This window comes from Wukongibacter baidiensis (assembly GCF_050888315.1).
Lineage (GTDB): Bacteria > Bacillota > Clostridia > Peptostreptococcales > Caminicellaceae > Wukongibacter > Wukongibacter baidiensis.
The window spans coordinates 3,820,470-3,833,758 of sequence record NZ_CP138202.1; the positions used below are offsets into that span (position 1 = coordinate 3,820,470).

The window sequence follows — 13,289 nt, forward strand, 5'->3', positions numbered from 1 at the left end:
GTGATTTTTTCTTTTAATGGACATAATAAATATCAAGTTTCTTTTTTTTTAATGGATCAGATCGATAAATATTAGAATTTTCATAATATCTTGTAAATACTTTAAAATGGACTATAATGTATAGTATATCAAAAAAAACATATATATAAATTTAATGATATGGGGGCTGGATATGTTAAAATTTAGAGATTACAAGTACAAAAGACCAGATATGAAGGTGTTAGAAGAAAAATTTGATAGGTTGTTAAATTCCTTTGACAATGCTTCTTCTTATGAGGAGCAGGAAAAAATAATGAATGAAATAAATGAACTTAGAAATGAGTTCGAAACTATGGAAACTTTAGTTGGGATAAGATATACAGTTGATACTACAGATGAGTTTTATCAGAAGGAAAGAGAGTTTATTGATGAGATTAAACCGATATATGAAGGGTTAATCTCAAAATACTACAATTCACTTGTGAAATCCAGATTTAGAAATCAGTTAGAAGAAAAGTGGGGAGATCAGTTATTTACTTTAGCAGAATTGAAAATAAAGACATTTTCACCTGAAATAATTGCTGATCTACAGCAAGAAAATAAGTTGGTAAGTGAGTATATTAAGCTAGTAGCTTCCGCAAAGATAATGTTTAAGGGAGAGGAAAGAAACATATCTCAATTAACGCCATTTACACAATCAAATGATAGAGAAACTAGAAAAAAGGCCTATGAGGCCGTTACAGGCTTTTTTGTGGAGCATGAGGAGAAATTTGATAATATCTATGATGGACTAGTTAAAGTCAGAGATAGGATAGCAAGGAAGCTCGGTTATAAAAACTTTATTGAGCTGGGATATGCTCGTATGAAGAGATCCGACTACAATGCTGATATGGTAGCAGGATATAGAAATCAAGTATTAAAGGACTTGGTTCCTTTATCTACTGAGTTAAGAAAAAGACAAATGAAAAGATTAGGGCTAGATAGTTTAAAATATTATGATGAGCCATTGGAGTTCTTGAGTGGAAATGCAATTCCAAAGGGAGAACCTGAATGGATTATAGACAATGGCAAAAGAATGTATAAGGAGATGTCCTCAGAGACCGATGAGTTTTTTACATATATGATTGAGCATGAACTATTAGATCTTGTAAGTAAAAAGGGGAAAGCAGGAGGCGGATATTGTACCTTTATAAATAACTATAAATCTCCATTTATATTCTCCAACTTTAATGGTACTGCTGGAGATGTCGATGTACTTACCCACGAGGCAGGTCATGCTTTCCAAGTATATTCAAGTAGAAATTATGAAGTACCAGAGTATGTTTGGCCAACCCTTGAGGCCTGTGAGATCCATTCAATGAGTATGGAGTTTTTTGCTTGGCCATGGATGAACCTTTTCTTTAAAGAGGATGAGGAAAAATATAAGTTTTCACATCTTAGCAGTAACGTGGTATTCATTCCATACGGAGTTTTAGTAGATGAATTCCAGCACTGGGTTTATGAAAATCCGCAGGCTAAGCCAGAAGAAAGAAAAGAGGCATGGAGAGAAATTGAGAAAAAATATTTGCCCCATAGGGACTATGAAGATAATGAATTCTTAGATAAAGGTGGATTTTGGTTTAGACAGGCACATATTTTTAAGACTCCTTTCTACTATATTGATTATACCTTAGCACAGGTTTGTGCCTTTGAATTCTGGATAAAAGCAAATGAAAACAGAGGAGAAGCATGGGATGATTATTTAAGTCTGTGTAAGGCTGGAGGAAGCAAATCATTCTTAGAGTTAATTGAACTGGCAAACCTTACAAATCCGTTTGAAGAAGGAAGTATAAAACAGGTTATTAAACCTATTGTAGAGTGGCTAGGTAAGGTAGATGATATGAGACTATAGAAAAGTACTATGTAGTAGCTTAAATGCAATAGAAAAAGATGGTTAATGGATTAAAATTGACCATCTTTTTAATTTTGCATAAAATTGTCTTTGTAAAGACTCCCATACTAAGTTATACTTGAATATGAATATAAATAGAAAGGGGTGTCTCTTTGGCAAAAGGATTGGCAGCTATAAAACATCATAACCGAAAAAAGTCAAAAAATAGGAAAAGTAAAATTATATTAAAAGCACTAATAGTAATCATAATAACCATTGTAATAATAAACGGCTTTTCAACACCTGTACCCGATGGCATATCGGTTGAGGGAGCAACATATGATGTTTCCAATATAGAATTTCTTCAAGACCTTACCTATAAAAGGGATGGAGAGGTCGTGCATGAGCAGGTTATTTTTAATGAGCAGCTTAAGCTTATTGAAAATGCTAGAGAATTTATTGTTGTCGATATGTTTTTATTTAACGATGACTATGATAGAAAGAATAGTTTTCCTCAAATAAGTGAAAGATTAACTACCGCGCTTATTAATCAAAAGAAGAAGTATCCTAATATAAAGGTGTATTTTATAACCGATGAAATTAATAACTTCTATGGTTCCTTCGAGTCAAAATATATTACAAGGTTAAAGGAAAATAATATTGAAGTTATAGTTACAGATTCAACAAAGATAAGGGATTCAAACCCTATTTATTCTGGTTTCTGGAGGACCTTTTTAAAAGGGTTTAAGACTTCAGGTAAAGGATGGCTTCCTAATCCATTTAGTCCAGATTCGCAAAAAGTAACTCTGAGAGGTTACCTGAAACTCCTTAACTTCAAAGCAAACCATAGAAAAACCTTAGTTACTGAAGAAGCAGCAATAATAGCTTCTGCAAACCCCCATGATGCTAGTGGATATCACTCTAATATTGCATTCAAATTAGACGGAGAAATCATTAATGATTTAGTTAAGTCGGAGCTAGCTGTAGCTCAGTTTTCAGGTAGTGACTTCGATGAATTTGAATATGTAAGCAGTGGAGAGCCTACTGAGGGGATTAAAGCAACACTTCTAACAGAGGGAAAGATAAAAAAGCATATTGTAAAAGAGATAAAAAACACAGAGTCAAATGATAAAATCTCCCTTGCTATGTTCTATTTAGCAGATCGTTCTATAGTTAAGGAATTAATAAATGCATCAAATCGAGGAGTAGATATTAAGCTAGTTTTAGATGCCAATAAAGATGCCTTTGGTATAGAGAAAAATGGTATACCTAATAGACAAGTGGCTTCTGAATTAGTAAAGAAATCCGATGGAAAGATAAATGTTAAATGGTATGATACAAATGGGGAACAATTCCATACAAAGTTAATATTTATTGAAAAGGATGACAAGGATATAATAATTGGTGGTTCAGCAAACTTTACAAGAAGAAATCTAGATGATTATAATTTAGAGACCGATGTGAAAATAGAAATGTACGGTAAAGAAAATGAACTTGCTACAGAAATATCTGAGTACCTCGATAGAATATGGAATAATGAAGATGGCCAATATACCGCTGATTATTCTAAATACCAAGATGATTCCTTTGTAAAGAAAGTTATATATCGCTTCCAAGAGTTTAGCGGACTATGTACTTTTTAAATTAACAATGAAATAAGAAGAAAATTACGTTCCTTAGATAAGTTTTATATCTGGAACGTAATTTTTTTAATCATTCAATAAATTTACTAATATCCCTTAAATTCTTCCCGTCTTTATCGCAGATATTGATATGATATTCATTGTCTTCATAGGTAAAGAATAGAATTTTATTACCATCACATGAAATACTCACAGGGCCTACTATAGGCTTATTTTTAATGATTTTAGTTACTTCATCATATTCTTGCTTAATGATAGAGCCCATATGATTTTCTTCAAAGCTTGTATAAATAGTTCTATAATTCCATCCGTCTATGGAGGGAATCTGGCCTAAGATATCTGTATTTTTAGGTATAGAATTTATTAAATTAGCCTCGTAAAAGCCTTTCCCTTTCCTCTTTAACCATTTTAAGTTATATATACCGTATCCATTTTCCACAGTCATTAATCCCTTAATTGAATCGTTACCTAGAGTATTTTTTAAACTTAAAATATTCTTAGCGATTAATCTGTTCTTAAACTGAATGTTATTCTCTATATTTAAATGGTAAAGATTTAGACCGTTTCTTTCTAATCTACTATAAAAGATACTGTCATTAATTGCTCCCAGCATGTTATTTTCAGGCTTAACAGAATAAACCCTTACAGCATCCTTATTGAAGTTCCTATCAAAGAAATTAAAGCTAAAAGATGAAAGTCCTTTAACGTATAAAAGCTTACCATTGTCCTTTGTATATAGAATTTTATTTGTAATATTTAGACCAATTACATCTGCAAAATCCTTTATCCTATAAAACTCTTCTAGTCTAGCTGAATAATCGTTATCGAGGGTAAGCCTATAAACACCTTCAGGTGAAGCTACATATAACCAGTGAGATAGAAGATCGGTCTTTTGAATATAATCTTCCAGATTTTTATGGGTTTTGAATTCATAAATTTCTGTAGTATTTCCCGTGTCTATATTTATAGCATACAGAGTTGAAATATTCTGATTGACTTCTTCATCTCTGTTTGAAGCCAATATTAGAATATAATCTTCATCGAAGTTAGACCATATCACATTATGAATATGTCCATATTTCTTTGATTTTATAGAGATTTGGGGATGATTATAATTTAAGTTGGGGAGATTAATGTTCTCATAGAAATATATAAGGACTGTGACAGATAGAATAAATAAAGTAAAAATCAACATGCCATATTTTTTCATGACTACCTCCAAAACTTAAGATATATATATTATAATATAATTAGAAAAAATTTCCTATAAGATGAGGTAAAATGATGAAGCTATTTGATATGCTAATTGAAGGATATAAAAAAATTATTAAAATAATATGGGTTGCACTAATACCTATTGGGATGGATTTAGTTAGCTATTTGTTATACATCAACACCTTTAATCTACCCTATAACGGTATAGATAAGTCCTTTGTTTTAAAGCTAGGCATTATACAGGCACCACCAACTGCAAAATTTATTTTAGAGGATTTTCCTACCGTATTATATAGCTATAATTCAGATTATGGCATGACGGGTATTGTTTCAGAATTAACTGTTTTTAACTGCTTTTTATTACTAACTATTGTCTTGATTCACGCATTTCTAACCTCCGGATATATGGGATGTTTAGAACGGGCAGGAATAGAAAGAGTTACACCAATAAGTTTTTTTAGTCTAGGCAATAAAAACTGGTTTAAATATTTTATACTTAATCTAGTATATTGTATTTCCTTCCTATTATGCTTTATTGGTATCATACCTAAAGGGCTATTATTATTTTTATTTTTTATTATCTTTATGGAATATGCGATTGTCGTAGATGATTTACCAATTAATGAAAGCTTTTCTAAGGCATTAAGAATATTCGTTAATAATATAATACTGGTAATTAGAATGGGAATCTGTTACGGACTTGTTTTTTCCTTAGCAAGTATAATACTTCTACCATTAAGTAGAAGTGGAACCATAGGAATTATTACAGTTATTTCAGCAGTAAATATATTAGGAATAGGAGTGAACAAAGCAGTTCTTGAAGTATATAGGAAAATATCCTTTGAAGATAGCAATGGAAACGATGATCCTATTATTAGTGGATAATAGGATATAGAGCTAGAGGCGAAAATAGTAGCTGTTTCATAAAGGTATCTTATAAGTTTCGCGTGGAGATGTTTCAGAATGAATTTCTATAAAGTAGAAATTCATTCTGAAACATCTCTTTTTTATAATACATATGAAATTATAAATGGATAAATATAATTTCCGTTATGTACTTTAAAAAATTAAAGATAAGCGCATATTTTGAAAATTTCTATGAATAATCTAGGATTTATACAAGTTTTTTAGATTTAGTAGTGAACTATTTCGAATAAGATACATATATTAGTATTAAATGGGTTTCTTGAAGGGGGGCTTTTAGTGGCTAACGATAGAAGATACAAAAGATATTTTATCATACTTGAAAACGAAGACAGAGGCTTCGAAAAGGCAGATAAGCGAGTTCCAAAGGGCTACGCAAAGATCGAAGTAAGAAACGGAAAGGGCTTGCTAAATGTTTATGTTCAGGATTTGAAGTATTTTAAGGATGCGAAATACATTTACAGAAACTACTTGATAAGTACAAAGGGAGACAAAAGTGTATTTGTAGATACCGGTGCATTTGTAATAGATGAAAAGGGAAAGGGCGAGTTAAAAGTAAAGTTTAACCCAGACAACGTTGAGGGTAGTAAAAGGACAATCGAAGATTTTAATGTAGTTGCTGTGATAGCTAAACCCATTGAAAGATCTTCAGAGGAAAATGAAATTTTTGGACCATTAGTAGGGTACATGGATAAGGAAAAAATAAACTGGAAAGACGTAGTAATTCATGAAAATAAAGAGTCCGAAGACAATGATGAACTAGATGAAGAATATAAAGAAAAATACGAGGAAATTATTGATGTAATAGAAAAGAGCTCAAAGGAATTGTACAAAGAAGACGCCCAGGATAATAAGGATAACAATAAGAAATCAGAGAAGAAAGGTTACAAGAAAGAATATAAAAATCATAACAAAAAATACGATAAGCACTATTATGAAGACGAAAAAGAAGAATGTGATGATTGCGTAGATTCCTTAGAAAAATATGATAATAAGAAAATGAAAGTAGAGAAAAAAGAAGAGAATAAAGAAAACGTCAAAGCTGAAAGTAAAAAAGAAAATAAGAAGGAAATTAATTACAAACATAAAAAATATGAGAATAAAGAAGCAGTAAAACCAAAGGAGAATGAAGAAGTAAAAGAGGAAAGTAAAGCAGATAAAAAACAAAAGGATTATAAAGACAAAAAGTATGAAAATAAGGAACCTGTAAAAGAAGAGAAGAAAGAAGACGTAAAAGAGAAGGCAGAAAAAGTAAAAGCGGAACATAAAGAAAAAACAAAAAAAGCAGATACTAAAAATTATTTTGAAAGAAAACCAGGAGTTCATTACAAAAAATATCATAAGATGGTCTATAAATATGTGAAGGATATCCTCAAATATTATGAGAAAATTGAGCCATTTGAAAAAAATATTAAAGGTTATTCATGGTGGAAGATACCATATGATAATCAAACCATGCATAGAGGATTTCTACCATTCTTTGGATATATATTAAGCAGCTGCTATTTCAATCCTTATATGTATTATATGAATAATGGCCAGAATCAAATGAACAAGTACGGACACTATATATTCGGAGTAGTTTATGATAAGGATATGGAACCAAAGTATTATGTATATGGAGTTCCTGGAAGATACATGTATATGGATCAACCATTCCAAGGTATGACTGGTTTTGTTTCGTGGTATCCACTAGAAGATAAAACTCCAGAACAAGGAGATTATGGATATTGGTTACTCCATATAGATGCGAAAACAGGTAATGTAGTATTTCCAATAAAACCTACAGTTCCTCCAATGTCTAGGTTTTAAGACCTAAAAAAGCACACCTGAATAGGTGTGCTTTTATTGTGTCTCTAAATCATAACTCCAATTTTCTATTCCGCCTGCAAGAAGATAGACCTTAGAAAAACCGTTGCTGCTAAGGATTTTAGCTATTTTTTCGCTCTTTTTTCCCGTATCACAATAGACTAAATACTTTTTCTGTTTATCTAATAGGGTATCATAATTTTTTTTTGCTTTTTTATAGGGGACCAAGATTGCATTTGGGATATGTCCGTCAAGGAACTCCCGTTCACTTCTTACATCCAAGACACTCAAATCTTCGTTATTACTTATTAGTACTTTGGCCTGCTGGGGCGTAATTTTTTTATAAGCGTACTTTAGTGTTTCCGAAAAAGTTTCATTGGATCTTGATAAAGCCACCAATACCATAATACCAACTATCAGGATTATTAAAGCTGCAAGTGCTATGTATAACTGTCTTCTCTTGATTACCAGAACCCTCAACATCATACCACCTCTCATTAATAGATATAGAGCATAACATTTACAAAAAAACATATTAGCCCCTATCCTTGTATCGTATTACTAATATATTTGAAGATGGACTATTTTATTACTTTAAATTTAAAGTGAACTTATGAATAATAAATATATCATTTATTCATAAGAATTAATTTTCAATAATTTAAAAAGTATGTAAGGTTATTAAAATTTTATTTAGTGTAAAAATATCGTACTTGAAAATAAATTTTATAGGAGTATAGTATAGAAATCGCAATAAATCTCTTTCATTTTTATTTCTTAAATATCCTAGAAACATTGGCTATTTAAGAAATAAAAACGTAGATTTATAAGTGCGTTCTATATAGGTGATGGAAAAATTTATGAATAGGAGATGAAGTAAAGGTGTTTCATAATCATGTACTTTTAGCAGTTCTGATTTTCACATTAACTTACACGGCAATAATATCTGAGAAGATCAACAGAACTGCAATTGCAATATTTGGAGCCGTGCTTATGATTGTTTTTCAAGTAATACCACAGGACCACGCCTTCGGTATAATCGATTTTAATACAATTGGTTTACTTATAGGTATGATGATAATAGTAAACATACTAAAGAAAACAGGGATTTTTCAGTATGTAGCCATTAAAACAGCCAAGGTAGCTAAAGGAGATCCATGGAAAATAATAGTATCATTTTCTGTTATAACGGCGATTTCATCAGCACTACTTGATAACGTTACAACGATTTTACTTATTGCCCCTGTAACCTTTGTAATTACAGATACTCTAGAAATGAATCCAATACCCTTCCTTATTCCAGAAGTAATATCTGCTAATGTTGGAGGAACAGCTACACTGATTGGTGATCCACCTAATATCATGATTGGCGGAGCAACGGGACTAGGATTCATGGACTTTTTGGTAAATCTAGCACCGGTTGTTATAATAATATTTATTATAACTATACTTATACTAAAAATAATATATCGTAAATCATTACAGGTTGATGAAAAAAATAAAATGAAAATCTTTGAGTTTGATGAAGCAAAAACAATTAAGGATAAGGTATTGTTAGTAAAAAGCCTTACAGTATTAGGTCTTACCATTATAGGCTTTGCACTACATCAATTTATAGGATTAGAATCGGCAACCGTTGCATTGTTTGGAGGAAGCTTTTTATTATTAATTAGCAAAATAGAGCCAGAAGAGATATTAATAGAAATAGAATGGACAACGATATTCTTCTTCATCGGATTATTTGTTTTAGTCGGATCTCTAGAAGAAGTAGGGGTTATAGAATTGCTTGCAAAAAAAATGATGGAACTTACTGGTGGAAATTTATTTATGACCACAATATTTGTACTATGGTTATCTGCAATAGCATCAGCATTCTTAGATAACATTCCATTTGTTGCAACCATGATCCCGCTTATAAAGAATGTCGCTGCTATTTCAGATATGAATGTAGCACCACTATGGTGGGCCCTAGCCCTAGGGGCATGTCTAGGTGGAAACGGAACATTGGTCGGAGCTTCTGCGAATGTTATAGTAGGCGGTATGCTTGAAAAGAATGGCCATAAATTAAGTTTTCTAAGTTTCATGAAGGTTGGTTTTCCTTTAATGATTATTTCAGTTGTTATTTCCACTGTGTATCTTATTATTTTTTATGTATAAAAAAAGAAACGGGGTGCTAATATGAGAAAATACATTAACTCAGAAGCAAGGCAGCACGATATGAAGCTTATTCAGTTAGGAGCAAAGGTTGAACAAATAAACGGTAAGATGTGTTATGTGAAGTTTGACATCGACGGATTTGAACTAGCCTATGTGTATAATATCAATAAAAAGGGCAAGTACTTCTTAGAACGTATTAAACCATATCCATTGCCTATGAAGGAATTTACATGTGAATCAGATGTAGTAGACATTATAAAAATAGATCTTGAGCAATTTAAAAATGCTGTACACAGTAGGAATATCAATGATTTTGTTACAATTAGCAGCGAACTAAATAAAACAATAAAACAATTTGAAGACTTATTTTTATACTACAATGTTCCAAAGATAGAAACACAGATTATTCTTGGAAAAATAGGAGAGATACAGAAGGAAATAAAAGAGACTAAAGAAAATAGTGAAAGAATTTATTTTACTAAAGATCCTGATAATTTGTAGATTAACAGTCTTAAGAAAGAAGGATGAGATATTGAAGAAGGTAGTTAGAGAAGGAGCGTTAGCATTTTTCCTCATACTAATTATTTGCACCATATATATTTGTGACAAGAATAATGGAAAGATGGAAAGTGCGGACAACAATATATTGTTAGAAGAGGCTAAGTTCTATGGAATAGATCTTAACATTCGCTCACTAGGTATAGATGTTAAACATGAAGATATAGAAAGAAAGATTTATGTGGAGGAAGCTAAATTTCAAGGAATTCCTATAAGCTTTTTTAATTAAAGTAATAAATAATTATCAATGTAGAGCACAATTAGTGCTCTTTTTTTTATTGAAAAATACAGACCTAAATGTAGATAACTCAAAGCTTGAGGCTATATTGTAAACAGTTACCAGTAAAATTTCATGAGAAAATTATTAATTTTTGTTGACAACATATTAACAAAAGGAGTATTATAATATTAAGAAAACCCCTCCGGAGGGGGGCGGATAATAGGAGGCGAAAAAATGCTCTCAAAGGATGATATCATATATGATGTTTTAATGAAGGACAAAGAGGCTGAGAAAATATTTAAAGATTTTGGAATTAGATGTTTTGGATGAGGCGGAGCACTATTTAAGAGCATTGGTAATGCTTGTGAAATATATAATGTAGATTGTAACGAATTGCTAGAAGAGCTTAATAATAGGGGTGAATAGAATGAGTGATCAAAAGATATTAATAATAGGAGCTGTTGCAGCGGGAACAAAAACTGCTGCGAAGCTAAAAAGAGAGAATCCAAGTTTAGATGTGACTGTAATTACAAGAGATGAATATATCTCATACGCTGGTTGTGGATTACCATATTACGTTGGTGGAGTAATAGAGGAAAAAAGAGAATTGGTTGTGAAGACACCAGAAGATTTTAAGTTGATAACAGGAGTAGATATCCTTATAAAGCATGAGGCTATAGATATTGATAAGGAAAACAAAATAGTTAAGGCCAAGGTTTTAACTACCGGGGAAATAAAGGATTTTGCATATGACAAATTAGTATTTGCAACAGGCGCATCGCCATTTATTCCCCCTATAGAAGGGGTAAATCTTAAAGGAGTCTTTTCCCTGAGAAAGGTTGAAGACGCCCTTGCTATTAGAGAGTTAGTAGAAAGTGAAAAGATAAATAAAGCAGTAGTAATCGGTGGAGGTTTTATAGGACTAGAAACTGCAGAAAACTTATTTGAAAAAGGTGTCGAGGTGACATTACTTGAATTAGCTCCCCATATACTACCTGGATTTGATGAAGAAGTAGCTTTATATGCCCAGAACTATCTACTTGAAAAAGGAATTAATATCTTAACAGGGGAAAAGGCAGTAGGTATTAAAGGACAAGGTAAAGTAGAAGGAGTTACAACAGATAAGAGAGAGCTGGATGCTGATTTAGTAATCATGTCGGTAGGAGTTAGAGCAAATGTAGAGATAACTAAGAATATTGGAGTAGAAGTAGGAACTACCGGTGCTATTAAAGTAAATGAAAATATGGAAACAAATATCCCGGGAGTTTATGCTGTGGGAGACTGTGCTGAAAGTACAAACTTAATTACTGGAAAGCCAGCTTGGTATCCTATGGGTTCAACGGCTAACAAGATGGGTAGAATAGCAGGAATTAATATAAATGGAAGTACGGAGAAAGATTCTCTAAGTGGAGTTCTAGGAACTACTGTAGTAAAACTATTCGGATTAAATGCTGCAAAAACAGGACTTTCTGAAATGGCGGCTAAGAAAGAAGGATATGATGCTATTAGTGTTTTAGTTCCAGGCAATGACAAAGCCCACTACTATCCTGGGTATAGAATGATACTTACAAAGCTTATCGCAGATAAGAAGACCCACAAGGTTTTAGGCGCTCAAGTAATAGGTGAAGGTGTGGTTGATAAGCCTATAGATATTATTGCAACTGCAATAACGCTTGGGGCTAAGGTAGAAGATCTAGAAAAGCTTGATCTAGCCTATGCACCACCGTTTTCAATGGCTATGTCAACGACTATTTTAGCAGCCAACGTACTTTTAAATAAGCTAAGTGGTAGGGTTGAAAGTATCTCCCCTGTAGAGCTTAAGGATAGAATAAATGAAGTTACTGTTTTAGATATCAGAGATGAGGCTTCTCACATGATATGTTCAATCCCAGATTCAGTAAATATTTATTCTGAAGAGCTATATATGAGAGAAAGTGAATTAGATAAGGATAAAGAAACTGTTCTTGTATGTAAGATAGGTAAAAATGCATATCTTTCATATATAAAGCTTAAGGAGATGGGCTTTAAAGATGTTAAGATTCTTGAAGGTGGAATGACAGCATACCCATATGAAACTATATAGTTATTTGAAGTCTTTTGTTAAGGGTATTTAATAGAGTTATAACATAAAAATTACAACTATTCTAAGGAGGAATTATAATGGCAGAGATAAATTTAAATTGTAAAGGGTTACAGTGTCCAGGACCAATAATGCAGGTATTTAAAGCAGCGAAGGAAGCTAATTCCGGAGATATTTTAAACGTTAAGGTTACTGACAGAGGATTTAAAAAGGATATTGAAGCTTGGTGTAAAAAGACTGGAAATGAGCTTGTGGAGATAAATGAAACTGATACTGAAATAGCCGCTAAAATAAAAGTTAAGTAGGGGTGGAAAAATGAATGATAAGAAGACTATGATAGTCTTTAGTGGGGACTTAGATAAGGTTATGGCAAGCTTTATCATTGCAAATGGTGCAGCTGCCATGGGAAACGAAGTAACAATGTTCTTTACCTTTTGGGGATTAAATGCCCTAAGAAAGGCAAAAAAAGTTAAAGTTAAGAAGGACTTTATGGAAAAGATGTTCGGATGGATGATGCCTAGAGGTGCAGAAAAATTAGGCTTATCTAAAATGAACTTTGCTGGTATGGGTGCAGAAATGATGAAGGGCATAATGAAGAAGAAGAATGTTAGCAGCCTGCCAGAGCTTATTGAGATGGCTCAAATGATGGGTGTTAAGATGGTTGTATGCACTATGTCTATGGATGTTATGGGAATAAAAGAAGAGGAACTAATTGATGGACTTGAATTTGCAGGTGTAGCTTCATATTTAGGAGAAGCCGATGAAGCAAATGTAAATCTATTTATATAAATCTAGATAATAATGTGGGAAAGGGTGGAAATATTTTCTACCCTT

12 protein-coding genes are annotated in these 13,289 nt (G+C 32.2%); 10 read left to right on the top strand and 2 right to left on the bottom strand.

All coding sequences use genetic code 11. The annotated features are described in order from the left end of the window. Positions 1–172 precede the first annotated feature (172 nt). Together R9X47_RS17250 and R9X47_RS17255 are read left to right on the top strand one after the other, a co-directional pair. Complete coding sequence (locus R9X47_RS17250; RefSeq protein ID WP_432662266.1) at positions 173–1,870, top strand: M3 family oligoendopeptidase; 1,698 nt, start codon at positions 173–175, stop codon at positions 1,868–1,870. A gap of 152 nt (positions 1,871–2,022) precedes the next feature. Then, a complete protein-coding gene (locus tag R9X47_RS17255; RefSeq protein WP_432662267.1) occupies positions 2,023–3,492 on the top strand; it encodes a phospholipase D family protein in 1,470 nt (489 codons plus the stop codon). A 70-nt stretch (positions 3,493–3,562) separates the two neighbouring features. On the opposite strand, the gene R9X47_RS17260 is transcribed toward R9X47_RS17255, so the two are convergent. Beyond that, positions 3,563–4,702 carry a hypothetical protein gene (locus R9X47_RS17260; RefSeq protein ID WP_432662268.1) on the bottom strand — a complete coding sequence of 380 codons (1,140 nt, stop codon included), beginning with the start codon at positions 4,700–4,702 and terminating at the stop codon, positions 3,563–3,565. 71 nt (positions 4,703–4,773) lie between these two features. On the opposite strand from R9X47_RS17260, the gene R9X47_RS17265 reads away from it, so the two are divergent. After that, complete coding sequence (locus R9X47_RS17265; protein WP_432662269.1) at positions 4,774–5,592, top strand: hypothetical protein; 819 nt, start codon at positions 4,774–4,776, stop codon at positions 5,590–5,592. Between the two features lie 318 nt (positions 5,593–5,910). Beyond that, positions 5,911–7,443: a hypothetical protein gene (locus R9X47_RS17270; protein ID WP_432662270.1), complete on the top strand. Its 1,533-nt coding sequence runs from the start codon at positions 5,911–5,913 to the stop codon at positions 7,441–7,443. 33 nt (positions 7,444–7,476) lie between these two features. Here R9X47_RS17270 and R9X47_RS17275 read toward each other — a convergent pair whose 3' ends face one another. Next, positions 7,477–7,926 (bottom strand): rhodanese-like domain-containing protein, encoded by a 450-nt coding sequence (locus R9X47_RS17275; RefSeq protein WP_432662271.1) that lies wholly within the window; start codon positions 7,924–7,926, stop codon positions 7,477–7,479. A 396-nt stretch (positions 7,927–8,322) separates the two neighbouring features. On the opposite strand from R9X47_RS17275, the gene R9X47_RS17280 reads away from it, so the two are divergent. The 6 genes from R9X47_RS17280 to R9X47_RS17305 all read left to right on the top strand — a co-directional run bounded on the left by R9X47_RS17280 (position 8,323) and on the right by R9X47_RS17305 (position 13,244). Continuing rightward, on the top strand, positions 8,323–9,597 hold the full coding sequence (locus tag R9X47_RS17280) for an SLC13 family permease (RefSeq protein ID WP_432662272.1): 1,275 nt from the start codon (positions 8,323–8,325) through the stop codon (positions 9,595–9,597). A 21-nt stretch (positions 9,598–9,618) separates the two neighbouring features. Then, positions 9,619–10,098 carry a hypothetical protein gene (locus R9X47_RS17285; protein ID WP_432662273.1) on the top strand — a complete coding sequence of 160 codons (480 nt, stop codon included), beginning with the start codon at positions 9,619–9,621 and terminating at the stop codon, positions 10,096–10,098. Between the two features lie 31 nt (positions 10,099–10,129). Further along, positions 10,130–10,384, top strand: a complete 255-nt coding sequence (locus R9X47_RS17290) for a hypothetical protein (RefSeq protein WP_432662274.1) — start codon at positions 10,130–10,132, stop codon at positions 10,382–10,384. A 418-nt stretch (positions 10,385–10,802) separates the two neighbouring features. Then, positions 10,803–12,458, top strand: coding sequence for an FAD-dependent oxidoreductase (locus tag R9X47_RS17295; protein ID WP_432662275.1), 1,656 nt, complete (start codon positions 10,803–10,805; stop codon positions 12,456–12,458). A gap of 77 nt (positions 12,459–12,535) precedes the next feature. Then, a complete protein-coding gene (locus tag R9X47_RS17300) occupies positions 12,536–12,760 on the top strand; it encodes a sulfurtransferase TusA family protein (protein WP_432662276.1) in 225 nt (74 codons plus the stop codon). A gap of 10 nt (positions 12,761–12,770) precedes the next feature. Further along, positions 12,771–13,244 carry a DsrE/DsrF/DrsH-like family protein gene (locus R9X47_RS17305; RefSeq protein ID WP_432662277.1) on the top strand — a complete coding sequence of 158 codons (474 nt, stop codon included), beginning with the start codon at positions 12,771–12,773 and terminating at the stop codon, positions 13,242–13,244. Positions 13,245–13,289: the final 45 nt, after the last annotated feature.